This window comes from Rhizobium croatiense, from assembly GCF_019793465.1.
Lineage (GTDB): Bacteria > Pseudomonadota > Alphaproteobacteria > Rhizobiales > Rhizobiaceae > Rhizobium > Rhizobium croatiense.
In genome coordinates, this window is sequence record NZ_JAILYJ010000009.1 from 195,338 (window position 1) to 218,815 (window position 23,478).

At 61.4% G+C, this 23,478-nt stretch carries 17 protein-coding genes and 1 pseudogene; 9 read left to right on the top strand and 9 right to left on the bottom strand.

Annotation, left to right across the window (positions count from 1 at the left end):
• Window positions 1–30: 30 nt before the first annotated feature.
• The 3 genes from K6M89_RS16680 to gyrA form a co-directional block, all read right to left on the bottom strand.
• A complete protein-coding gene (locus tag K6M89_RS16680) occupies window positions 31–1,077 on the bottom strand; it encodes a sugar ABC transporter substrate-binding protein (RefSeq protein WP_097579284.1) in 1,047 nt (348 codons plus the stop codon).
• Between the two features lie 21 nt (window positions 1,078–1,098).
• Window positions 1,099–2,118 (bottom strand): sugar phosphate isomerase/epimerase family protein, encoded by a 1,020-nt coding sequence (locus tag K6M89_RS16685; RefSeq protein WP_222140192.1) that lies wholly within the window; start codon window positions 2,116–2,118, stop codon window positions 1,099–1,101.
• A gap of 254 nt (window positions 2,119–2,372) precedes the next feature.
• Window positions 2,373–5,180: a DNA gyrase subunit A gene (gene gyrA / locus K6M89_RS16690; protein ID WP_097579283.1), complete on the bottom strand. Its 2,808-nt coding sequence runs from the start codon at window positions 5,178–5,180 to the stop codon at window positions 2,373–2,375.
• Between the two features lie 237 nt (window positions 5,181–5,417).
• Here gyrA and K6M89_RS16695 point away from each other — a divergent pair, with 237 nt between their 5' ends.
• On the top strand, window positions 5,418–6,065 hold the full coding sequence (locus K6M89_RS16695; RefSeq protein WP_038688903.1) for a MarC family protein: 648 nt from the start codon (window positions 5,418–5,420) through the stop codon (window positions 6,063–6,065).
• A gap of 86 nt (window positions 6,066–6,151) precedes the next feature.
• Here the strand turns inward: K6M89_RS16695 and K6M89_RS16700 are convergent, their stop codons facing one another.
• The gene (locus tag K6M89_RS16700) at window positions 6,152–6,658 is read right to left on the bottom strand and encodes a single-stranded DNA-binding protein (RefSeq protein ID WP_097579281.1); all 507 of its coding nucleotides are present in this window, start codon (window positions 6,656–6,658) and stop codon (window positions 6,152–6,154) included.
• 285 nt (window positions 6,659–6,943) lie between these two features.
• Here K6M89_RS16700 and uvrA point away from each other — a divergent pair, with 285 nt between their 5' ends.
• From uvrA to K6M89_RS16715, 3 genes and pseudogenes are all read left to right on the top strand, one after another.
• Complete coding sequence (gene uvrA / locus K6M89_RS16705) at window positions 6,944–9,865, top strand: excinuclease ABC subunit UvrA (RefSeq protein WP_222140193.1); 2,922 nt, start codon at window positions 6,944–6,946, stop codon at window positions 9,863–9,865.
• Window positions 9,862–10,321, top strand: a pseudogene (locus K6M89_RS16710) (GNAT family N-acetyltransferase). Before uvrA ends, K6M89_RS16710 begins: the two are co-directional and overlap by 4 nt.
• Window positions 10,322–10,345: 24 nt before the next feature.
• Entirely contained in the window at window positions 10,346–11,152 is an 807-nt protein-coding gene (locus K6M89_RS16715; protein WP_097579279.1) for a DUF72 domain-containing protein, read from the top strand.
• A 6-nt stretch (window positions 11,153–11,158) separates the two neighbouring features.
• Here the strand turns inward: K6M89_RS16715 and K6M89_RS16720 are convergent, their stop codons facing one another.
• Window positions 11,159–12,631 carry an NAD(P)H-hydrate dehydratase gene (locus K6M89_RS16720; protein WP_222140194.1) on the bottom strand — a complete coding sequence of 491 codons (1,473 nt, stop codon included), beginning with the start codon at window positions 12,629–12,631 and terminating at the stop codon, window positions 11,159–11,161.
• Window positions 12,632–12,974: 343 nt separating this feature from the next.
• On the opposite strand from K6M89_RS16720, the gene K6M89_RS16725 reads away from it, so the two are divergent.
• From K6M89_RS16725 to hspQ, 3 genes are all read left to right on the top strand, one after another.
• Complete coding sequence (locus K6M89_RS16725) at window positions 12,975–13,313, top strand: P-II family nitrogen regulator (protein WP_003539626.1); 339 nt, start codon at window positions 12,975–12,977, stop codon at window positions 13,311–13,313.
• Window positions 13,314–13,391: 78 nt separating this feature from the next.
• Window positions 13,392–14,801 (top strand): type I glutamate--ammonia ligase, encoded by a 1,410-nt coding sequence (glnA, locus tag K6M89_RS16730; RefSeq protein WP_097579277.1) that lies wholly within the window; start codon window positions 13,392–13,394, stop codon window positions 14,799–14,801.
• A gap of 158 nt (window positions 14,802–14,959) precedes the next feature.
• The gene (gene hspQ, locus K6M89_RS16735; protein ID WP_222140195.1) at window positions 14,960–15,289 is read left to right on the top strand and encodes a heat shock protein HspQ; all 330 of its coding nucleotides are present in this window, start codon (window positions 14,960–14,962) and stop codon (window positions 15,287–15,289) included.
• A gap of 202 nt (window positions 15,290–15,491) precedes the next feature.
• Here hspQ and K6M89_RS16740 read toward each other — a convergent pair whose 3' ends face one another.
• A complete protein-coding gene (locus tag K6M89_RS16740; RefSeq protein WP_010030460.1) occupies window positions 15,492–16,145 on the bottom strand; it encodes an invasion associated locus B family protein in 654 nt (217 codons plus the stop codon).
• Window positions 16,146–16,432: 287 nt separating this feature from the next.
• Here K6M89_RS16740 and K6M89_RS16745 point away from each other — a divergent pair, with 287 nt between their 5' ends.
• Window positions 16,433–18,235 carry an extracellular solute-binding protein gene (locus tag K6M89_RS16745; RefSeq protein WP_222140235.1) on the top strand — a complete coding sequence of 601 codons (1,803 nt, stop codon included), beginning with the start codon at window positions 16,433–16,435 and terminating at the stop codon, window positions 18,233–18,235.
• Between the two features lie 63 nt (window positions 18,236–18,298).
• Window positions 18,299–18,970: a DsbA family oxidoreductase gene (locus tag K6M89_RS16750; protein WP_222140196.1), complete on the top strand. Its 672-nt coding sequence runs from the start codon at window positions 18,299–18,301 to the stop codon at window positions 18,968–18,970.
• 208 nt (window positions 18,971–19,178) lie between these two features.
• Here K6M89_RS16750 and K6M89_RS16755 read toward each other — a convergent pair whose 3' ends face one another.
• From K6M89_RS16755 to K6M89_RS16765, 3 genes are read right to left on the bottom strand one after another with little or no spacing between them, the layout of a single operon-like run.
• Window positions 19,179–19,646: an OsmC family protein gene (locus K6M89_RS16755; protein ID WP_222140197.1), complete on the bottom strand. Its 468-nt coding sequence runs from the start codon at window positions 19,644–19,646 to the stop codon at window positions 19,179–19,181.
• A gap of 16 nt (window positions 19,647–19,662) precedes the next feature.
• Window positions 19,663–23,166, bottom strand: a complete 3,504-nt coding sequence (gene mfd, locus K6M89_RS16760) for a transcription-repair coupling factor (protein ID WP_222140198.1) — start codon at window positions 23,164–23,166, stop codon at window positions 19,663–19,665.
• The gene (locus tag K6M89_RS16765) at window positions 23,163–23,468 is read right to left on the bottom strand and encodes an FAD assembly factor SdhE (protein ID WP_003579224.1); all 306 of its coding nucleotides are present in this window, start codon (window positions 23,466–23,468) and stop codon (window positions 23,163–23,165) included. The genes mfd and K6M89_RS16765 overlap by 4 nt, the downstream gene beginning before the upstream one ends.
• Window positions 23,469–23,478: the final 10 nt, after the last annotated feature.

The window sequence follows — 23,478 nt, forward strand, 5'->3', positions numbered from 1 at the left end:
GGCAACGCCGACCGTCCGCTTAAGAGGCGGCTACTTGCTCGCGGCCTTCATGAGGACAGCGCGGATCTCGTCCGGCGAGCCCTGGAATTGCGTGTAATTATCCTTTGTAATCAGGGCCTGAGGCGTGGCGATAACGCGGGGGAGCTGCTGTCCGGAGACTAAACGCAGCGCCACTTCCATTGCGACTTCGCCCGTCAGAACTGGGAAACTATCGACAGTGCCGGTCAGCTCACCAGCGGCGATCGACTTATACGCGTCGGAAATACCGTCGGTGCCGAAGACCACGACCTTCTCCTGCAGACCGGCGGCCTTCACAGCTTCGACCACGCCAAGTGCCATGCCATCGTTGTTGCAGTAGAAACCGACGAGATCGGGATGCTGCTGCAAGATATTCGTGGCAGCGTCATAGGACATCTGGCGGTCCCAGTTGCCGGGAACGCTGGCGACGACCTGGAACTTGCCGCCATCCTCTATTGTTTTCTTGAAACCATCAGTGCGCTGTACGGCGGCATAGACGCCCGCCTGTCCTTCGATGATCGCTACCTTGCCGCCGCTCGGGCGTTTTTCGATGAACCACTTGGCGACGCGAACGCCGTTGTCGCGCTGGACATTTCCGACGTAGTGCTCGGCCTGCGGGATCACGGCGTCATTAACATTGACCACCGGCACCTTGGCGGCCTTCGCCTGTTCGATGACGGGTTGAAGATTGGCGTCGGTCTGTGGTGAGACGAGTAGAACCTTGTAGCCCTGAGTGACCATACCCTCGGCAATGGTCAGCTGGCCGAGCTGGTCGCCCTCGCTCTGGGCCGCCTGATAGGCTACCGATACGCCGACCTTGTCCGCAAACTTCTGATAGCCTTCGCCGAGCGATCGCCAGTATTCGTTGGTCAGCGTTTTGGATACGCCTCCGACCTTTAGGCCCTCAGGCAGTTTCGGCAACGTTCCAAGGTTCGCCTCCAGGACGGACCAATCCATGCGATCGGGCTCGGAGTCTGAATTGAGCGGCTTTAATTCCTGAGCAGCCGCGATCCCAGCAGAAAGGGTTGCGGCGATAGCCGCAGCAAAAATTCTCTTCATATCTTCCTCCCGAAGATGGGTTCAGTGATCCGCGCCGAACATCAGCTCATGGACGATGGCCTGCGTGGAAACGGCGTCCTGACGGTCAATCGCGCTCGAAAGGCGATTGTCCTGCTCGAGGCGGTCGACGACCTTCAACATCCGCTGGACGGTCTTGATGTTGACCTCGCATTCACGGACCGGGTCGAGACCAGTCAGATCCGGGAATGTATCGAAATAGATTGCGCCGGCGTAACCGTCGCGGCGTATCTGCCGCAGCAGCTCGATAGTCTGGGTCATGTGGATCGCGCCGACCATGAGGCCGTCGTCACGCTTGGCGTAACCGTCGTTCAGATGCACGCCAAGAATGCGGCTATGACGCGTGATCAAGGCCGCAGCAAAAGCGGGCTGCTCATCGGCATAGAGCATATGGGCTAGATCGAGCGTGACACCGAGGTTTTTCGCACCAACCTCCTTGATCGCCAGAAGGGTTGTCGCTGCATCGGGCATCAGGCTGAAGGAGCGCGGCTCGTTGGGCTTGTACTCGATCGAGATCAGGCAATCCGGATCATGTGCACAAACTTCACGAATTCCGTCGATCTCGTGTTGCCACAACCTCGTATAGTCGGCCTGGAATGCGTAGTCGAATCCGTCCTGGCCGAGCCAGATGGTCATTAGATTCGTTCCGGCTTCGCGGGCGGCATCGATCCCGCTCTTGGTGAGGTCGATCGCTTCACGGCGGACAGCGGCGTCCGGATGGGTGAACGCCCCGAGTTTGAAAGCCGGACTGGTATAATACCGCATGGCGAAACCATTGACGGAAAGACCAAGATCTCCGAGTTTTCTAGCGATTTCCGCCGGATTCTCCGTCACGTGGTCGGGGTAGTTGAGGTCGAGGTCCGTCAGCCCCTTAACCCGAGCCGCCCGTTCCGCCATCTGCATGACCGATGGCTTACCCGACTGTCCAGGCCAGGCGACATGCGCGCCGGATGCGAAGGAATTTAATCGGGTTGCGAAACGTGTCGAGTTCAAAGCATTAGCCTCATCTGTGAAGTCATACATTACTTCACAGATGATTTGATATTTGTAAAGTCAAAATTGTGATGGCGGGCAAAATGCGCTGTGATCGCCCAGAAGCGCGCGTCAGAGTGCGGCGGCACGCTCATGCACAAGAACGGCTAAATCAGAACACTCCATGATAACAAGCAGGAGGCGCGCAGCGAGGGAGCCTTGGTCGACGCTTCTGCAGCTGTTATCCGAGTGTGCACAGTCTTGAACAATGAAAAAGGGCGGCGCGAAGCCGCCCTTTCGTTCGATCATTCCTCGGCAGGACCGCCCGGGTCACCATCGGCTACCGGCGCCTCATTGGCGCCAGCCGTGCCTTCGGCGGTCTCGAGCGTGTCCTCGGCATCGTCGTCCTCCGGCTCGCTGATGCGCTCTACCGAAACGACCTTCTCGTCCTTGGCAGTCGAGAAGATTGTAACGCCCTTGGTTGCGCGGCTGGCGATGCGGATGCCGCCGACCGGCACCCGGATCAGCTGGCCGCCATCGGAGACGAGCATGATCTGGTCACCGTCGTCGACCGGGAAAGCCGCCACCAATTCGCCGATCTCGCCGGTTTTCGACGTATCGGTAGCGCGGATGCCCTTGCCGCCACGGCCGGAGATGCGGAAGTCATAGGAGGACGAACGCTTGCCGAAGCCCTTTTCCGAGACGGTGAGCACGAATTGCTCGCGTGCCTTCAGCTCCTCATAGCGCTCGTCGGAGAGTTGTCCCTCCTCGGTGACTTCTTCACCGACCAGAGCGATATCCTCTTCATCCACGCCCGTTGCGCGACGCTCGGCGGCGGACCGCTTGAGGTAAGCGGCCCGCTCCCACGGCTCGGCATCGACATGGCCGACGATGGTCATCGAGATGATGCGATCGCCCTCGCCGAGATTGATGCCGCGTACGCCGATCGAGTTGCGGCCGGCGAAGACGCGAACGTCGTCGACGGAGAAGCGGATGCACTGGCCGAGCGCGGTGGTCAGGAGCACGTCGTCACGTTCTGTACAGGTCTCGACGGAGAGGATTTCATCGCCCTCCTCCTCGAGCTTCATGGCGATCTTGCCGTTGCGGTTGACCTGGACGAAATCCGACAGCTTGTTGCGGCGAACCGTGCCGCGCGTCGTCGAGAACATGACGTCGAGATTATCCCAGCTCGCCTCGTCCTCGGGCAAGGGCAGGATGGTGGTGATGCGCTCACCGGGTTCGAGCGGCAGCATGTTGATCAGCGCCTTGCCGCGCGAGGTCGGCGTGCCGATCGGCAGACGCCAGACCTTCTCCTTGTAGACGATGCCGCGCGAAGAGAAGAACAGAACCGGCGTATGGGTATTGACCACGAATAGCCGGCTAACGAAATCCTCGTCGCGGGTGGTCATGCCGGAGCGGCCCTTGCCGCCACGGCGCTGAGCGCGGTAGGTGGTCAGCGGTACCCGCTTGATATAACCGAGATGCGAGACGGTGACGACCATGTCCTCGCGAGCGATGAGATCCTCATCGTCCATTTCGAGGCCGCCATCGACGATCTCGGTGCGGCGCGGTGTGCCGAACTCGTCGCGCACGGCGGTGAGTTCATCCTTGACGATGGTCTGGATGCGGACACGCGAGGACAGAATGTCGAGGTAATCCCGGATTTCCTCGCCGATCTTATTGAGTTCGTCGCCGATTTCGTCACGGCCAAGGGCCGTGAGGCGGGCAAGACGCAGTTCGAGAATGGCGCGGGCCTGCTCTTCCGACAGGTTGTACGTCATGTCCTCGTTAATGCGATGGCGCGGATCGTCGATCAGACGGATCAGGCTTTCGACATCTGCCGCCGGCCAGCGGCGGGTCATCAGCTCTTCGCGGGCCGACTGCGGATCGGGCGCCTGCCGGATAACGCGGATGACTTCGTCGATGTTGGCCACCGCAATGGCGAGGCCGACCAACACATGGGCACGCTCGCGGGCCTTGCGCAGCAGGAATTTCGTTCTCCGGCTAACGACTTCTTCCCGGAAGGAGACGAAGGCGCGCAGCATGTCGAGCAGCGTCAGCTGCTCCGGCTTGCCGCCGTTCAGCGCAACCATGTTGCAGCCGAAGGACGTCTGCAGCGGCGTATAACGATAGAGCTGGTTGAGGATGACCTCGGCATTGGCGTCGCGCTTCAGCTCGATGACGACGCGATAGCCCTGGCGGTCGGATTCGTCGCGCAGGTCGGAGATACCCTCGATGCGCTTTTCGCGCACCAGTTCGGCCATCTTTTCGATCATCGTCGCCTTGTTCACCTGATAGGGGATCTCGGTGATGATGATCTGTTCGCGGTCGCCACGCATCGGCTCGATCGCCGCGACGCCGCGCATGATGACAGAGCCGCGGCCGGTCTCGTAGGCCGAGCGGATGCCGGCGCGGCCGAGTATTTTTGCGCCTGTGGGAAAATCCGGGCCGGGAATGATCTGCATAAGTTCCGGCAGCTCGATCGCCGGATCGTTGATCAGCGCGATGCAGCCGTCAATGACTTCGGAAAGATTGTGCGGCGGAATGTTGGTCGCCATGCCGACGGCAATGCCGCCGGCGCCGTTGACGAGCAGGTTCGGGAACTTGGCGGGAACCACGACCGGCTCGGAGAGCGTGCCGTCGTAATTGTCGCGGAAGTCGACGGTTTCCTTGTCGAGATCGTCGAGCAGCGAATGGGCGGCCTTTTCGAGGCGGCATTCGGTGTAACGTTCGGCCGCCGGTGGATCGCCGTCGACGGAGCCGAAATTTCCCTGACCGTCGATCAGCGGCAGCCGCAGCGACCAGGGCTGCGCCATGCGGGCGAGCGCATCATAGATCGCGGCATTGCCGTGCGGATGGTATTTACCCATCACATCACCGGTGACGCGGGCACATTTGACGTATTTCTTGTTCCAGTCGATGCCGAGCTCGGACATGCCGTAGAGGATACGCCGGTGCACGGGCTTCAGGCCGTCGCGCACGTCGGGCAGCGCGCGACTGACGATGACGCTCATGGCGTAATCGAGATACGACCGCTGCATTTCCTCCATGATGGAGATGGGCTCGATGCCTGGCGGGAGCTTCCCGCCGCCGGGGGGTGTTTGCTCAGTCAAAACAGATCACGATCTCTTCTAGAATCACTTGAAGATTTATAGCGGAAAGCCTGTTCCCGCGCCAATTTCCGAGCGCGTTTTGAACAGGCTTTTGCGGCCGAAAAAGGGTAAAGCACGGGACTTGTACGATCGAACCTGACAAATCCGTCGCGGGCCGCCGCGGCATATTTGCCAAATCCAAATCCCCGCTTCACAATCGCAGAAAATCACGCACCCATATGGGCTTTCGGAGAGACGATGGCAAGCGCCGACCAGTTGATCAACGCCTTCACGACGCTTCTCGTCACCATCGATCCGCCGGGGCTCGCCCCCATCTTCCTGGGACTGACGACCGGCATGAGCCGGAGCCAGCGAACCCAGGTGGCGCTACGCGGCTCAACCATCGCCTTCATCATCCTCGCCGTCTTCGCCCTGTTCGGCTCAAGCGTTCTCGGCGTGCTCGGCATTTCGATTGGCGCCTTCCGCATCGCCGGCGGGCTGCTGCTCTTCTGGATCGCCTTCGAAATGGTGTTCGAGAGGCGCCAGGAGCGGAAAGAGAAAGCCAGCGAGGCAGCTGTCACCAAAGATCATATCGAGAATATCGCCGTCTTCCCCCTCGCCTTGCCGCTGATCGCCGGCCCGGGTGCGATCTCGGCGACAATCCTGCTTGCCGGCACGCTGCCGACCTCGGTGGAAAAGGCCCAGCTGATCGCCGTCATCGCCGCCAATCTACTGCTGACACTGCTGATGCTGCTGATTGCCGACAGGCTCGACCGTTTCCTCGGCGTCACCGGGCGGGCGATCCTGACACGGCTCCTCGGCGTCATCCTCGCCGCCCTTGCCGTGCAGTTTGTCGTCGACGGCGCGAAGGCGGCGCTTAATCTGATCAGCGCGACGCCGCACTGAACAGCGCGAGAGCAAACAAAAAAGAGCATGACGCCGTCAAAGGCATCATGCTCTCGGATCTTCTTCAAGCCGGAATAGGCGGCCGATCAGAACGGGATGTCGTCATCGAGATCGCGGGAGAAGTTGCCGCCGCCGCCGCTGCGGTTCGACGATGAGGAGGGAGCCGGAGCGCCGTAGTCGTCGCCATAATCGTTGCCGCCGCCGGCACTGCCACGGCCGCCGCTCGCGCCGCCGCCTTCACCGCGGCCGTCGAGCATCGTCAGCGTCGAACCGAAACCCTGCAGCACTACTTCCGTGCTGTAGCGGTCCTGGCCCTGCTGGTCCTGCCACTTGCGGGTCTGCAGCTGGCCTTCGATATAGAGCTTGGCGCCCTTCTTCACATATTGTTCGACGACCTTGCAGAGGCCTTCGTTGAAGACGACGACAGTGTGCCATTCGGTCTTTTCGCGGCGTTCGCCGGAATTGCGGTCACGCCAGGTCTCCGAGGTCGCGATACGGAGATTGGCGATCGGCCGGCCATCCTGAGTGCGGCGGATTTCGGGGTCTGCACCCACGTTTCCAACCAGAATTACCTTGTTCACGCTACCAGCCATGCTTCTCACCCTGCCTGCCGCCCTGCCCGGCGGCGTTTCAATCGATCGGCGCACCTTAAACCATCACGGACCGCCGATGCGCATGGGCGGCATTTAATCCACATGTTTATCCATCAGAAAGCCACATGCATTCATGAGGGAATTCTGTTCTTTATTTGTTCTAGTTTATCCGTATGATCCTGTCAACAGAATCGAAAACCTTGAACCTTCCCGGATATTCAGCCTCGACTCGCCCGCCGGCATCACTAAATAAGGGCTGTTATCCAGAAAACCAAAGCAGAGACGATGAGCGAACTGAAGACGATCTCCATCCGCGGCGCGCGCGAGCACAATCTGAAGAGCATCGATCTCGATCTGCCGCGCAACAAGCTGATCGTCATGACCGGTCTCTCGGGCTCGGGCAAATCCTCGCTCGCCTTCGACACGATCTACGCCGAGGGCCAGCGGCGCTATGTCGAGAGCCTGTCGGCCTATGCCCGTCAGTTCCTGGAAATGATGCAGAAGCCCGATGTCGACCAGATCGACGGGCTGTCGCCGGCCATTTCGATCGAGCAGAAGACCACCTCGCGCAACCCGCGTTCGACGGTCGGCACCGTTACCGAGATCTACGACTATATGCGCCTGCTCTTTGCCCGCGTCGGCGTTCCCTATTCGCCGGCGACCGGCCTGCCGATCGAAAGCCAGACGGTCAGCCAGATGGTCGACCGCATCCTCGCTTTCGGCGAAGGCACCCGCCTTTATATTCTCGCGCCGCTCGTGCGCGGGCGCAAGGGCGAATACAAGAAGGAACTGGCGGAGCTGATGAAGAAAGGCTTCCAGCGCGTCAAGGTCGACGGCCAGTTCTACGAGATCGCCGAGGCGCCTGTTCTCGACAAGAAATACAAGCATGACATCGACGTCGTGGTCGACCGCATCGTCGTGCGCTCCGATGTCTCGGCGCGCCTGGCCGACAGCCTCGAGACCTGCCTGAAGCTCGCCGACGGGCTGGCAGTCGCCGAATTCGCTGACAAGCCCCTGCCGCCGGAGGAAACCTCGGCCGGCGGCTCGGCCAACAAGTCGCTGAACGAGACGCATGAGCGCGTGCTGTTTTCGGAGAAGTTCGCCTGCCCGGTCTCGGGCTTCACCATCCCGGAGATCGAACCCCGGCTGTTTTCCTTCAACAATCCCTTCGGCGCTTGCCCGACCTGCGACGGCCTCGGCGCCCAGCAGAAGATCGACGCCGACCTGATCGTGCCCGAGCCAGAGCGGACACTGCGCGACGGGGCGATCGCGCCCTGGGCCAAGTCGACCTCGCCCTACTACAACCAGACGCTGGAAGCGCTCGGCAAACATTACGGCTTCAAGCTCGGCACCCGCTGGAACGATCTTTCCGACGAGGCCAAGGATGTCATCCTCAACGGCACCGACGACAAGATCGAATTTCACTACGCCGACGGCGCGCGCTCCTATACGACCCACAAGAACTTCGAGGGCATCATCACCAATCTCGAGCGCCGCTGGAAGGAGACGGATTCCGCCTGGGCACGCGAGGATATCGAGCGCTTCATGTCGGCAGCCCCCTGCCCGGCCTGCAACGGCTATCGCCTGAAGCCGGAAGCGCTCGCCGTGAAGGTCAACAGGCTGCATATCGGCGAAGTGACCGAGATGTCGATCCGCGTTGCCCGCGACTGGTTCGAAACGCTGCCGGCCAGCTTCAACGCCAAGCAGAACGAGATCGCCGTGCGCATCCTCAAGGAAATCCGCGACCGGCTGCGCTTCCTCAACGATGTCGGTCTGGAATATCTGAGCCTATCGCGCAACTCAGGCACGCTGTCGGGGGGGGAGAGCCAGCGCATTCGCCTCGCCTCTCAGATCGGCTCGGGCTTGACGGGCGTGCTTTACGTGCTCGACGAGCCGTCGATCGGCCTCCATCAGCGCGACAATGCCCGATTGCTCGACACGCTCAAGCACCTGCGCGACATCGGCAATACGGTCATCGTCGTCGAACATGACGAGGATGCGATCCTGACGGCCGACGACGTCGTCGACATCGGCCCGGCGGCCGGCATCCATGGCGGCCAGGTCATCGCCCATGGCACGCCGCAGGATATCATGGACAATCCGAAGTCGCTGACCGGCAAGTATCTCTCCGGCGAACTCGGCGTGCCGGTTCCAGACGAGCGCCGCAAGCCGAAGAAGGGCCGCGAGATCAAAGTCGTCGGCGCGCGCGGCAACAATTTGAAGAATGTCACGGCCGCGATCCCACTCGGCGTCTTCACCGCGGTGACCGGCGTTTCCGGCGGCGGCAAGTCCACCTTCCTGATCGAGACACTGTATAAATCGGCAGCGCGCCGCGTCATGGGTGCGCGCGAAATCCCCGCCGATCATGACCGGATCGACGGTTTCGAGCATATCGACAAGGTGATCGACATCGACCAGTCGCCGATCGGTCGCACGCCGCGCTCGAACCCGGCGACCTATACCGGCGCCTTCACGCCGATCCGCGACTGGTTTGCCGGCCTGCCGGAGGCCAAGGCGCGCGGCTATCAGCCGGGCCGCTTCTCCTTCAACGTCAAGGGCGGACGCTGCGAAGCCTGCCAGGGCGACGGCGTCATCAAGATCGAGATGCACTTCCTTCCCGATGTCTACGTCACCTGCGACGTCTGTCACGGCAAGCGCTATAACAGAGAGACGCTCGACGTCACCTTCAAGCAGAAGTCGATCGCCGAGGTGCTCGACATGACGGTGGAGGAAGGCGTCGACTTCTTTGCGGCAGTGCCCGCGGTGCGCGACAAGCTGCAATCGCTGAAGGATGTCGGCCTCGGCTATATCAAGGTCGGCCAGCAGGCCAACACGCTTTCGGGCGGCGAGGCGCAGCGCGTCAAGCTCGCCAAGGAACTGTCGAAACGCTCGACCGGGCGCACGCTCTATATTCTCGACGAACCGACGACCGGCCTGCATTTCCACGACGTCGCCAAGCTGCTCGAAATGCTGCACGAACTCGTCAACCAGGGCAATTCTGTCGTGGTGATCGAACACAATCTCGAAGTCATCAAGACGGCCGACTGGGTGCTCGATTTCGGCCCTGAGGGCGGCGATGGCGGCGGCGAGATCGTCGCAACCGGCACGCCGGAGGCAATCGTCAAGGAGAAGCGTTCCTATACCGGACAGTTCCTCAAGGAATTGCTGGAACGGCGGCCGGCCAAGAGGGCGGCTGCGGCGGAATGACGATGAGGCTGGCGTCATCCGATGATCTGGAAACGGTCGCGGCGCTGACGGCAGCCGCCTATCGCCCCTATACCGAACGCTTCGGCTCGCCACCCATCCCGGTGACGGAAGACTACAAGCCACGGATCGAACGCGGCGAGGTGGTTGCGCGACATCGGCGGCGAAATCGTAGGGCTCACGGTCGTCGAGCGGCATTCGGATCACCTCATGCTGTTCAGCATCGCGGTCTCGCCGGCCTTTCAGGGCGCCGGGCACGGGCTGGCGATGCTGCGCTGGCTGGAAGGCAAAGCGCGGGAATGGGCCACGCCGGAGATCCGGCTCTACACGAATGCGCGGATGGAGCGGAACGTCGCGCTCTATCGCGCCTTCGGATTTCAGGAAACGGGTCGCCGGCCTAATCCTTATCGGCCAGGATGGACGCTCGTCGGCATGGCGAAAAAGATTGTTGCGGCCTGAGCGGCTGCCAAAGAGGAGGACGACATGACGAAATCCGGCACTATCCGCACCGGCATCGGCGGCTGGACCTTCGAGCCTTGGCGCGGGCATTTCTTTCCAGATGATCTCAAACAGAAGGACGAGCTGCATTATGCCAGCCGCCAGCTGAAGGTCATCGAGGTCAATGGCACCTATTACAGCACCCAGAAGCCGGCCGTCTTTGCCAAATGGGCAGCCGACGTGCCCGAAGGTTTCATCTTTTCGCTGAAGGCGACGCGGTTCGTCACCAATCGGCGGGTGCTGGCCGAGGCCGGTGAATCGATGGAGCGGTTCCTGTCCTCTGGAATCAGTGAGCTCGGTGATCATCTCGGGCCGCTGCTCTGGCAATTCGCGCCGACGAAGAAGTTCGATCCGGAAGATTTCGAGGCCTTCCTGAAGCTGCTGCCGGCAAAACAGGACGGGCTTTCGCTTCGCCACGTTGTCGAGGTCCGGCACGATTCCTTCAAGGTGCCGGAATTCGTCGCCCTGCTTGCCAAATACGGCGTGGCGCCGGTTTGCGCCGAACATTTCGAATATCCGATGATCGCCGACGTCACGGCCGATTTCGTCTATGCCAGGCTGCAGAAAGGATCGGACGATATTGCGACCTGCTATCCCGACAAGGAGTTGAAGGCCTGGGCGGACCGGCTCGAGACCTGGGCGGAAGGCAAGGTACCCGACGATCTGCCGCTGATCGACAAAGGCCGCACGGTCAAGGTCGAGCCGCGCGACGTCTTCGCCTTCATGATCCATGAGGGCAAGGTGAACGCACCGCACGGGGCGATCGCCCTGCAGAAATTGCTCGAGAAATAAATCGAGCTACAGCGGCAGTACCGCCGCTGCGAGATCTTCTGCCGTCAGCCCTTTGCCGGCGCGGCGGGCGGCCTCTCCATGCAGCCAGACACCGGCGGCCGCCGCCTCGAAAGCCGGCAGCCCCTGGGCGAGCAATCCGCCGATGATGCCGGCGAGCACATCGCCGGAACCGGCGGTCGCAAGCCAGGCCGGCGCATTGGTATTGATGAGCGCGCGGCCGTCCGGCGAGGCGATGGTGGTATCGGCGCCCTTATAGACGATCGCGGCGTTGGCGCGGCGGGCAGCGGCGAGCGCCTTGTCGACCTTGCCCAGCGCATCGTCGCCGCCAATATCGGGAAACAGCCGCGAAAATTCGCCCTCATGCGGCGTCAGCACCAGGCGCGGCTCGCCTCGGAAAAGATCGAAAAGCCGTTGCGGATCGTCCTTGAACGAGGAGATGCCGTCGGCATCGAGCACCAGCCGACGTTCGGCAAGAGCCGAGACGAAGGCGCGCGCCCTGGCGCCGATGCCGAAACCGGGACCGAGGACGAAGGTCTGCAGCCGCCGGTCCGAGAGCCAGTCTTCGAGCTCGGCCTCGTCGTCGATCGCATGCAGCATCACGGCTGTGAGATGCGCGGCATTGGCGGCCATCGCCGCACCGGAGGCTGCGATCGTCACCAGCCCGGCGCCGGCCTTCAGCCCGGAGAGCGCCGACATGCGCGCAGCACCTGTCTTGTCGGCCTCGCCTGAGAAGACGACCAGATGGCCGCGCTTGTATTTGTGGGTCTCCAGCTGCTCGGGCGGCAGCACGGCCTTCCAGGCATCCGGCATATTCTCGGCGATGAGACCGCCTGCCTCGGCCCTGACGATGCGGGCGGGAATGCCGATATCGAAGACCGCCAGCTCGCCGCATAGCTCCCTGCCCGGCATCAGCAGATGGCCGGGCTTGCGCGTCATGAAGGTGATGGTGTTGCGCGCGCGGAAGGCTGCGCCCAGCACCTTGCCGGCGCGGCCGTCGAGGCCGGAGGGCAGGTCGATCGCAAGCACGGGGATATCGGCCTCGGCGACTCGCTCGATCACTGTGCCGACAGCGGCCGGCACCGCGCGACCGAGCCCCGCCCCGAACAGGCCGTCGACGACGACATCGCCGCTTTCGGGCCGGTAGCGCTCAAGCCCCTGCCCCTGAAGCGCGCAGCCGGCCCGAGCGCGGGCGGCATCGCCCTTCAGCCGGGAGGGATCACCGAGATGGAAAAGCGCCACCGCCGCTCCGCCTTCCTGCAGATGCCTTGCCGCGACATAGGCGTCGCCGCCATTGTTGCCCGGGCCGCAGAGCACGACGAAACGCAAAGCAGCCGGATGAAGCCTGAGCGCGGCAGCAGCGACCGCAGCTCCTGCCCGTTCCATCAGACCGAAGGAGTCGATGCCGGACGCGGCGGCAGCCGTATCGACGGCTGCCATTTCGGCTGGCGTAAGGAGAAGGTCGGAGAGATGTTTGCTCATCAGCCTATTCAATTCAAAAAACGCTCAAAAAACAACCGCATGAAACATCAAGCGGAAGCTCTTATTTTATGCATTTGCCTATCTGTTCACCGAATCGAGATCTGCGTTGGCAATCGCTGGAAAATCTGACTTTCGCGGTTTTCGATCTGATTTTAGGCAGGAGGCGATGTTTTTTCACTTCTCCATCACCAAAACCATATCGAATGCCCCGCAAACGCGCCGGTTTTGACAGAATCGGCGGATTTTTTCGAAAAGACGGATTTCAAACTGGCACGATATCTGCATCATATCCGGCGAGCGGGAAACATCCTGCCATAACGGGAGAAGCGGAGAGCATTTTCTCATGAAAAAGATCGAAGCGATCATTAAGCCCTTCAAGCTGGACGAAGTGAAGGAAGCCCTTCAGGAAGTCGGCCTGCAGGGTATCACAGTCACGGAAGCCAAGGGCTTCGGTCGTCAGAAGGGCCACACGGAACTCTATCGCGGCGCCGAATATGTCGTGGATTTCCTGCCGAAGGTGAAAGTCGAGGTCGTGCTGGCCGACGAGAACGCGGAAGCGGTCATCGACGCGATCCGCAAGGCGGCACAGACCGGCCGCATCGGCGACGGAAAGATCTTCGTCTCCAATGTCGAAGAGGTTATCCGCATCCGCACCGGCGAGACCGGCATCGATGCCATCTGACCACTTTGCCTACCGCGCAAAGTCCGATACCGTCACCGCGCCCACCTATTGTCATTGCAAATTGGAGGAAGGTATTTAATGGCGACCGCAAGCGAAATTCTGAAGCAGATCCAGGAAAACGACGTCAAGTTCGTCGATCTGCGTTTCACCGACCCGAAGGGCAAGCTGCAGCACGTCACGATGGACATTGCCAGCGTCGACGAGGACATGTTCGCTGACGGGGTGATGTTCGACGGCTCTTCGATCGGCGGTTGGAAGGCCATCAACGAGTCCGACATGGTGCTGATGCCCGACACCGAAACGGTACATATGGACCCATTCTTCGCTCAGTCGACCATGGTTATCGTCTGCGACATTCTCGATCCGGTTTCCGGCGAAGCCTATAACCGCGATCCGCGCGGCACCGCCAAGAAAGCCGAAGCCTATCTGAAGGCATCCGGCATCGGCGACACGGTCTTCGTCGGCCCGGAAGCCGAATTCTTCGTCTTCGACGACGTCAAGTACAAGGCCGATCCCTACAATACCGGCTTCAAGCTCGATTCGACCGAGCTGCCGTCGAACGACGACACCGATTACGAGACCGGCAACCTCGGCCATCGCCCGCGCGTCAAGGGCGGCTACTTCCCGGTCCCGCCGGTCGACAGCGCCCAGGATATGCGTTCGGAAATGCTGACGGTTCTCTCTGAAATGGGCGTCGTCGTCGAAAAGCATCACCATGAAGTGGCAGCCGCCCAACACGAACTCGGCATCAAGTTCGACACCCTGGTGCGCAACGCTGACAAGATGCAGATCTACAAGTACGTCGTGCACCAGGTGGCGAACGCCTACGGCAAGACGGCAACCTTCATGCCGAAGCCGATCTTCGGCGACAACGGTTCGGGCATGCACGTGCACCAGTCGATCTGGAAGGGCGGCAAGCCGACCTTTGCCGGCGACGAATATGCCGGTCTTTCTGAAACCTGCCTGTTCTACATCGGCGGCATCATCAAGCATGCCAAGGCGATCAACGCTTTCACCAATCCGTCGACGAACTCCTACAAGCGTCTCGTGCCGGGTTATGAAGCGCCGGTGCTGCTCGCCTATTCGGCCCGCAACCGGTCAGCCTCCTGCCGTATTCCGTTCGGCTCCAATCCGAAGGCCAAGCGCGTCGAAGTCCGCTTCCCGGATCCGACCGCCAACCCCTATCTCGCCTTTGCCGCCATGCTGATGGCCGGCCTCGACGGCATCAAGAACAAGATCCATCCCGGCAAGGCCATGGACAAGGATCTCTACGACCTGCCGCCGAAGGAATTGAAGAAGATTCCGACCGTCTGCGGCTCGTTGCGTGAGGCGCTGGAAAGCCTCGATAAGGACCGTAAGTTCCTGACGGCCGGCGGTGTCTTCGACGACGACCAGATCGATGCCTTCATCGAGTTGAAGATGGCAGAGGTGATGCGTTTCGAAATGACGCCGCACCCGGTCGAATACGACATGTATTATTCGGCCTGATCAATCGAAGACCGAAAGCCCCGGCTTGCTGGGGCTTTCGCCTCCCACGTCACGAACGGCAGACGGCGAGGATATGACGTTCATGTGACGAACTGGCTCAAAAATCTTGATTTATGAGCCGCCAATCACCAAATCCGGTGATGAAAGGAAGTCGTACCATGAAAGAAAGAGTAGCAAAGTTCAGTATCGGCGAAGTGGTTCGGCACAAGGTTTTTCCGTTTCGCGGCGTCATCTTCGACGTGGATCCGGAGTTCGCCAATACGGAGGAATGGTGGAATTCCATCCCCGCCGAGGTGCGCCCCAGCAAGGATCAGCCCTTCTACCACCTACTCGCCGAAAATGACGAGAGCGAATATGTCGCCTATGTCTCCGAGCAGAACCTGGTAAACGACGAAAGCGGCACGCCGCTTCGCAACGAGCAGGTCTACCAGATTTTCGATCAGAGCCCGTCAGGGCAGTTCAAACCCAAGATGAGCTTCGCCCACTAAAGACATCCTGATCCCATTGTAACATAAGGCCTCGCGATCCCGGCGAGGCCTTTTCTTTTGGCTGCAACCCCGGCTTTTGTCTTTCGCTGGGAAGCCCCCTCATCCGGCTGCCGAAGAGCCATGTGTAACCCAGAAGAGAGGGATGCTTAGCAACAAAAAACCCGGCTTGAAGCCGGGTTTCTAATTCAATATGGCGGCAGGATTACTGCGCCTTGGCTGCCTTCTGGGCGTCTTCCAGCTTCTTGCGGGCTTCGTCAGCCTTCTTCTGCATGCCTTCCTGCAGGCTGCGCTGGCTTTCAGCAAGCTTGTTTTCGGTAACCGGTTCGCCGTCATAAGCGCCGGTGAAGCCTTCGAGCGAGATCTTGATCGGGTTCGGGGCGCGGCGGAAGTTGATCGAGGTAAAGATCACGTCGCTGCCCTTCTTGAGGCTGGCGATCATCGCATCGGTCAGCGGGATTTCGGCGGTGCATTTGTCCGGCAGGCAGACGGCGTAATCGAGCTTCTGGCCCTTGCCACCATCGATCTGCATCATGATTCCGGGAGGAATCAGGCGCGCGGTGGGAACGGAGACCTGCAGAATCTTGCGGTTGATCTTGCCGGTGACCGAGATCAGGCCGACGGCCGTGACGAGCTGGCCGCCATTGGCGAGAATCAGGTTCTGGACGACACAGATGTCGTTGTCTTCCTGCTTGGTGCAGGTCTTGTACCAGCCGAGCTTAGGGGCGCCGACGCCCTGGGCAGGACCTGGAGCCGCCGCATCCTGGGCGAAGGAGGAGACCGGAGCCGAAGCGGCGCCGAACATCACTGCCAGAACGGACAGTGCTGCCCGCATTTTCTTTTCAGACTTGAACATCATAACGAATTCCGTCTCCTGATATCCGTTCGGGGCAACGACGTGCCGCCCCAACCATCGGGTCGTTCGGCACTCACCTCATAGAAAAATGAGGCAAATGCATGACCCCGAAACTTCGGGTTCACCTGTTACATCGCAGCGTTCAAGATATCCAGCATTTCTTTGGCAATTCGAGCAGCTATTTCATCGCCGGCGCCAAAGAAATCGCGTCCGCGTGTTGGAATCGGTCGACCCCATGCTAATCTCCGGCGTGAATCATGCCCATTTTCGCGGATTTCAAGGATTGCCGAATGCTCCGGATCGTCGTCCCCCTCGTCCTCTCGCTGCTCTGCGGCACCGTCGCTGCCGAGCCGCTGCACGGCATTGCGATGCATGGCGAGCCGGCCCTGCCGTCGGATTACAAGCACTTCCCTTACGTCAATCCCGACGTCAAGAAGGGCGGCAAGATCACCTATGGGGTCGTCGGCACCTTCGACAACCTCAACCCGTTCATTCTGAAGAGCATGCGCACGACGGCACGCGGCATGTGGGACCCGGACTACGGCAACCTCGTCTACGAATCGCTGATGCAGCGCTCCAGGGACGAGCCCTTCACGCTTTACGGCCTGCTTGCCCAGACCGTCGAATGGGACGACGACAGGAGCTTCATTCAGTTCAACCTCAATCCGAAGGCAAAATGGTCCGACGGCCAGCCGGTAACGCCGGATGACGTGATGTTCAGCTTCGAGCTGTTGCGTGACAAGGGCCGCGTCCCTTTCGCCAACCGCCTCAAGGTCGTCGCCAAGATGGAGAAGGTCGGCGAACACAGCGTGCGCTTTACCTTCAATGACAAGGCCGACCGAGAGACGCCTTTGATTTTCGGCCTTTTCCCGGTGCTGCCGAAACATGCGATCGATCCCCAAACCTTTGATCGCACATCGCTGACGCCGCCGGTCGGTTCCGGCCCCTACAAGGTGGAGGCGGTGAAGCCCGGCGAAAGCATCACCTATGAGCGCGATCCGAATTACTGGGGCAAGGACATTCCTGCCAAGGTCGGCACCGACAATTACGATCAGATCACCGTCCAGTATTATCTGCAGGACACGACGTTGTTCGAAGCCTTCAAAAAGGGCGATGTCGACATCTATCCCGACGGCAATCCCGGTCACTGGGCCAATGCCTATAATTTCCCCGCGGTCACCTCCGGGGCTATCATCAAGGACGTGTTCACGCCGAAACTGCCGAGCGGCATGCTCGGCTTCGTCTTCAACACGCGGCGGCCGATCTTTGCCGATCCGAAAGTGCGTGAGGGCTTGTCACTGGTGTTCGATTTCGAATGGGCGAACAAAAACCTCTATTCCGGCGCCTACAAGCGCACTCAGAGTTTCTGGCAGAATTCCGAGCTTTCGAGCTTCGGCGTGCCCGCCAATGCCGCGGAGCTTGCGCTACTCGGACCGATCAAGGACAAGATCGCCTCCGACATTCTCGACGGTACCTACAAGCTGCCGGTCACCGACGGCTCCGGCCGCGATCGCAACGTGCTGAAGCAGGCGGTCGGGCTGTTGAAGGAGAGCGGCTATACGATCCAGGGCGGCAAGATGGCCGATTCCTCGGGGCGGCAACTCGCTTTTGAAATCATGACGCAGAATGCCGACCAGGAGAAGCTCGCTGTCGCGTACCAGCGTTCGCTGCAGGCGATCGGTATCGCGGCGTCGATCCGCACGGTCGATGATTCGCAATATCAGAGCCGCACGAACAGCTTCGATTACGATATGATCATGAAGTCCTTTACCTCGTCGCTGTCGCCTGGAAACGAGCAGCTCGGCCGCTGGTCTTCGGCTGCCCGCACGCGCGAGGGCTCGGACAGCTTTGCCGGCGCCAACGATCCCGATCTCGACACGCTGATCGACCATCTGCTGAGGGCGCGCTCGGCGGAAGAATTCACCGCGGCGGTTCGCTCCTACGACCGGCTGCTGCTGTCGAGCCACTACGTGCTGCCGCTCTATCACATGGACCAGCAGTGGGTGGCGCGCAGCAAACGCATCGGCCATCCCGACACGGTACCGCTTTATGGCTATCAGCTGCCGATATGGTGGGATACAAGCGCCCAATAGAAGCGGCCGAAGGCCTGGGCCCGATGTCTCCACCGGAGACGCGCAGAAATAAGGAAGATCATCATGGAGCGTATCACCATCGACGTCGTCTCGGATGTCGTCTGCCCCTGGTGCTATCTCGGCAAGGCGCGGCTGGAGCTCGCCATCGCCGAGGTGCAGGACGAGATCGGTGTCGACATCAACTGGCGGCCGTACCGGCTCAATCCCGATTATCCCAAAGAAGGCGTCGACCAGAAGAGGGCGCTGGCCGAGAAGCTCGGCGGCGAGGAGCGCGTGGCGCAGGCCCACAAGATGCTGACCGATCTCGGCCGCGAGGTCGGCATCGCCTTCGATTTCGAGGCGATCAAGATCGGCCCGAACACGCTCGACGCCCATCGGCTGATCCACTGGGCGATGATCGAAGGCCGCGAAAAGCAGGACGCAGTCGTCGCAGACCTGTTCAAAGCGAATTTCGAAGAAGGCCGCAATGTCGGCGACCACGCGGTGCTGCTCGATATCGCCGAAAAGACCGGCCTGGACCGCTCGGTCATCGCCTCGTTGATCGCCTCCGATGCCGATCGTGATCTGATCGTCGCCGAAATCAAGGCGGCGCAGGAAATGGGCGTCAACGGCGTGCCGTTCTTCATCTTCGACCAGCAATATGCCGTCAGCGGCGCGCAGACGCCCGATGTGCTGGCGAATGCGCTGCGCGATATCGCCAAGGCGAAAGCCGAGGCGCGATCGGGGCTCAACTGAGGCGCTGATGCGCATCGAGATCGAAGAGCCGCGACGGAGTTGGGTCGAGGATTTCGCAGCGCTCAAACGCGCCATTATGCGCGCAGCCCCTGCTGGAGCCTATCTGCATCACATCGCTCGACGGCCATCATTATCACGGACGGCGCCAATGAATGGGCAAGACTGATCGGTTGGCCAGAACCGCCAGCCGACTGAACAGTATCAGCCTTCAGCCAAGAACCGGAATGCAGCGCACCTCGGTCTTCACCGAGTTGGCGATGAAACATTCATCGTGGGCGCGATGGTGCAGCGCCTCGAGCTCGCTCAGCGAGGGCTGCTTGTCGCCACTGAAGACAACACGTGGCTTCAGTGTCACCACAGTCATGGCAAGACGGCCTTCGGCATTCTTTTCCATGATGCCCTCGGCGGCATCGCTGTAGCTGTCGACGCAGAAGCGCTGTTTGGCGGCAATCGACAGGAACCAGAGCATGTGGCAGCTGGAGAGCGAGGCGACAAAGGCCTCTTCCGGATCGACGGCGTCTTCGGCGGAATAGGGAAGCGGAACGACATGCGTGGACGAGGACGCCCTCACCTCGATGCCGCCATCGAAGGTCCAGCGGTGGGCGCGGCTGTAGCGGTTGTCGGTGAAGGTTTCGCCGTTGCGCTCCCAGACGATCGTTGCGCCATATGTCGCCATGCCTGTCCCCCTCAGTTTATTTCGCCATTTCGGCCAGTTGCGTCATGATCACGGCGGCGCCCTGCAGGCGCTTTTCCGGGGTCGGCAGGTCGCGGGTCAGGAACAGGCTGTGGTCGGGGCGGATCTTCGCCATCGTGCCCTGCTTGCCGATATAGCCGACGAGATTTGCGGGGTTCGGGAATTCCTTGTTGCGGAACTGAACGACGACGCCCTTCGGGCCGGCATCGAGCTTTTCGACATTGGCGGTGCGGCAGAGCGACTTGATGTAGACGATCTTCAGGAGATGCTGGACTTCGATCGGCATCGGGCCGAAGCGGTCGATCATCTCGGCGCCGAAGCCGTCGATCTCCTTGAGCTCGGTGAGTTCCCCGAGACGGCGGTAAAGCGCCATGCGCAGATGCAGATCGGGAACATAGTCCTCCGGGATCATCACCGTCGTGCCGACCGAGATTTGCGGCGACCAGCCGGTGTCGTGGATCTCGTCGACGCCCTTGACCTCGGCGACCGCCTCTTCCAGCATCTGCTGATAGAGCTCGAAGCCGACCTCCTTGATATGGCCGGACTGCTCTTCGCCGAGCAGGTTGCCGGCGCCGCGGATATCGAGGTCGTGGCTTGCCAGCTGGAAGCCGGCGCCGAGCGTATCCAGCGACTGCAGCACCTTCAGCCGGCGGTCGGCCGTTGCCGTCAGCACCTTGTTCACAGGCAGGGTGAAGAGCGCAAAAGCGCGCACCTTCGAGCGGCCGACGCGGCCGCGCAGCTGATAGAGTTGGGCAAGGCCGAACATATCGGCGCGGTGGACGATCAGGGTGTTGGCTGTCGGCACGTCGAGGCCGGATTCAACGATGGTGGTTGACAGCAGCACATCGTAGCGGCCTTCATAGAAGGCATTCATGATGTCTTCGAGTTCGCCGGCCGGCATCTGGCCATGGGCAACGGCGACCTTCAGCTCCGGCACGTCGGACTGCAGGAAGGCATGCACATCGGCAAGGTCGGCAAGCCTCGGGCAGACATAGAAGCTCTGGCCGCCGCGATAGTGCTCGCGCATCAGCGTCTCGCGGATGACAAGGCTGTCGAAAGGCGAGATGAAGGTGCGCACCGCCATGCGGTCGACCGGCGGCGTCGTGATTAGCGACAGTTCGCGCACCCCGGTCATGGCGAGCTGCAGCGTGCGCGGGATCGGCGTCGCCGACAGCGTCAGCACGTGCACGTCGCTCTTCAGCTCCTTCAGCCGCTCCTTGTGCTTGACGCCGAAATGCTGCTCCTCGTCGATGACGAGCAGGCCGAGATTGGCGAACTTGATGCCGGCGCCCAGCAGCGCATGGGTGCCGACGACGATATCGGTCTTGCCTTCGGAGACTTCCTTCTTGGTCAGTGCCAGTTCCTTGGCGCCGACAAGCCGCGAGGCTTGCTGGACGCGCACCGGCAGGCCGCGAAAACGCTCCGAGAAAGTCCTGAAATGCTGGCGCGCGAGCAAGGTCGTCGGCACGACGACGGCAACCTGGACGCCGTTCATCGCGGCGACGAAGGCGGCGCGCAAGGCCACTTCCGTCTTGCCGAAGCCGACGTCGCCGCAGACGAGACGATCCATCGGCCGGCCGGCGCCGAGATCGGAGCGCACCGCGTCGATGGCGTTATCCTGGTCCTCGGTCTCGTCATAGGGGAAGCGGGCGGAAAACTCGTCGTAAAGCCCGTCCGGCGTCGTCAGAACAGGCGCGTGGCGCGTCAGTCGCTCGGCGGCGATGCGGATCAGCGCGTCCGCCATATCGAGCAACCGCTTCTTGAGCTTGGCCTTGCGCATCTGCCAGGCGCCGCCGCCGAGCTTGTCGAGCTGGGCCTCGGTGCCCTCGCCGCCGTAGCGCGAGAGAAGATCGATGTTTTCGACCGGCAGGAAGAGCTTGGCCTCGTCGGCATATTGCAGTTCGAGGCAGGCATGCGGGGCCCCTGCCGCCTCGATGGTCTTGAGGCCGATAAAGCGGCCGATGCCGTGTTCGGCATGGACGACGATCGAGCCCTCGTCGAGGCCGGCGACCTCGGCGATGAAGTCGGCGGCGCGCTTGCGGCGCTTGGAGCGGCGCACCATGCGGTCGCCGAGAATATCCTGTTCGCCGATAACGACGAGATCGCCGGCCTCGAAGCCGGATTCGAGATTGAGCACGGCAGCGGCGGCCTCGCCTTTGCCCAGCGCCGCGAGATCCTTCAGCGCCTCGACCGGCTTCACTTTTTCCAGGCCGTGCTCGTTCAGAACCTGCAGCAGCCGCTCCAGCGAACCTTCGGTCCAGGCGGTGACCAGCACTTTCGCCCCGCCGGCGCGGCGGTCGGCGATATGCTTGACGACGACGTCGAAAATATTGACGCGTTCGGCATCGCCGCCGCCTTCGGCATTCGAGCGAGCCCAGCGCTGGCCCTGGCGCGCTTCGATGTTGACGACCCGCCTCGCCTCGCCCTCGATTTCGTTGAAGGGACTGATGCGGATCGCGCCGAGCGCGTCGAGGGTTTTGGCGAAAAGCTTGCTGTCGAGATAAAGCTGGCCCGGTGTCACCGGCTTGTAGGGCGTGCCCTGCGCCATCTGGCCCTTGGCCGGCTTGCCGGAATTCAGGCGGGCGTCGAAATAATCGAGGACGAGCTTGGAGCGCTCCTCGGCCGCCTCACGCACCGTGTGGTCGGTGACGACTCTGAAGCCGCTGAGATAATCGAAAACGGTATCGAGCTTCTCGTAGAAGAACGGCAGCCAATGCTCCATGCCGGGGTAACGGCGGCCTTCGGAGACGGCGAGATAGAGCGCATCATCGCGTGTCGTCGCGCCGAACGCCGACAGGTAATTCTTGCGGAAGCGGCTGATCGTATCCGGCGTCAGCGTCACTTCGCTCATCGGGTTGAGATCGAGCGAACGCACCTGGCCGGTCGTGCGCTGGCTTGCCGGATCGAAGCTGCGGATCGATTCCAGCGTATCGCCGAAGAAATCGAGGCGGACCGGCTCTTCCGATCCCGGCACGAAGACGTCGAGAATGCCGCCGCGCACGGCATATTCGCCGACCTCGCGAACGGTCGCGACGCGGTCGAAACCGTTGCGCTCCAGACGTCCGGCGAGATCGTCCATGCGCAGCTGGTTGCCGGGTCGGGCCGAAAAGCTCAGGCTTTCGATGACATCATGCGGCGCCACCTTCTGCAGCATGGCATTGGCAGTGACGAGCACGATGGCCGCATGCGGCTTCTTCCGGTGAGCGATGAGGCCGCCGAGTGCGGCAAGCCGGCGGGCCGAGGTATCGGCGCTCGGCGAGACGCGGTCATACGGCAGACAGTCCCAGGCCGGCAGGGTGAGAACCGGAATGTCGGGGGCGACGAAGCCCAGCATCTGCTCGAGATCAGCCATACGGTGGCCGTCCGACATGACATAGGCGACCGGCTCTCCCGTGCGGGCGAGTTCGGTGAGCAGCAGCGGTTCAAGGCCGGCAGGCACATTGCCGATCGTCAGCGGCTCGGCAATGGCCGCAAGCTTCTTCGAATCGAAACCAGGGATCATTCCGGCGTCCTGAGGGGCTTGTCGAAATCGGGCGTGTAGGCGGCGAGGCGGGCAAACATCGGTGTCTGGAAACGCTCAGGCACCGGCCATGTTCCCATGATCCAGCGAACAAGATCATTGTCCTCTTCGGCCATGATCGTCTCGAACTCGTCGAGTTCGGCTTCCGAAAGTGTCGCGATCTCGGCTTCGGCGAACTGGCCGAAGACCAGATCCATCTCGCGGATGCCGCGATGCCAGCAGCGGAAAAGGATGCGGCGGCGGCGCGGGTCGAGACCGGCACTCGTGAGCGTGACACCTGTCATGGCATTACCT

Bases quoted from the DNA above. Each gene is read 5' to 3' on its own strand.
- K6M89_RS16680 (WP_097579284.1), bottom strand. From the start codon at position 1,077: ATGAAGAGAATTTTTGCTGCGGCTATCGCCGCAACCCTTTCTGCTGGG.
- K6M89_RS16685 (WP_222140192.1), bottom strand. From the start codon at position 2,118: ATGTATGACTTCACAGATGAGGCTAATGCTTTGAACTCGACACGTTTC.
- K6M89_RS16695 (WP_038688903.1), top strand. From the start codon at position 5,418: ATGGCAAGCGCCGACCAGTTGATCAACGCCTTCACGACGCTTCTCGTC.
- K6M89_RS16700 (WP_097579281.1), bottom strand. From the start codon at position 6,658: ATGGCTGGTAGCGTGAACAAGGTAATTCTGGTTGGAAACGTGGGTGCA.
- uvrA (WP_222140193.1), top strand. From the start codon at position 6,944: ATGAGCGAACTGAAGACGATCTCCATCCGCGGCGCGCGCGAGCACAAT.
- K6M89_RS16715 (WP_097579279.1), top strand. From the start codon at position 10,346: ATGACGAAATCCGGCACTATCCGCACCGGCATCGGCGGCTGGACCTTC.
- K6M89_RS16720 (WP_222140194.1), bottom strand. From the start codon at position 12,631: ATGAGCAAACATCTCTCCGACCTTCTCCTTACGCCAGCCGAAATGGCA.
- K6M89_RS16725 (WP_003539626.1), top strand. From the start codon at position 12,975: ATGAAAAAGATCGAAGCGATCATTAAGCCCTTCAAGCTGGACGAAGTG.
- glnA (WP_097579277.1), top strand. From the start codon at position 13,392: ATGGCGACCGCAAGCGAAATTCTGAAGCAGATCCAGGAAAACGACGTC.
- hspQ (WP_222140195.1), top strand. From the start codon at position 14,960: ATGAAAGAAAGAGTAGCAAAGTTCAGTATCGGCGAAGTGGTTCGGCAC.
- K6M89_RS16740 (WP_010030460.1), bottom strand. From the start codon at position 16,145: ATGATGTTCAAGTCTGAAAAGAAAATGCGGGCAGCACTGTCCGTTCTG.
- K6M89_RS16745 (WP_222140235.1), top strand. From the start codon at position 16,433: ATGCTCCGGATCGTCGTCCCCCTCGTCCTCTCGCTGCTCTGCGGCACC.
- K6M89_RS16750 (WP_222140196.1), top strand. From the start codon at position 18,299: ATGGAGCGTATCACCATCGACGTCGTCTCGGATGTCGTCTGCCCCTGG.
- K6M89_RS16755 (WP_222140197.1), bottom strand. From the start codon at position 19,646: ATGGCGACATATGGCGCAACGATCGTCTGGGAGCGCAACGGCGAAACC.
- mfd (WP_222140198.1), bottom strand. From the start codon at position 23,166: ATGATCCCTGGTTTCGATTCGAAGAAGCTTGCGGCCATTGCCGAGCCG.
- K6M89_RS16765 (WP_003579224.1), bottom strand. From the start codon at position 23,468: ATGACAGGTGTCACGCTCACGAGTGCCGGTCTCGACCCGCGCCGCCGC.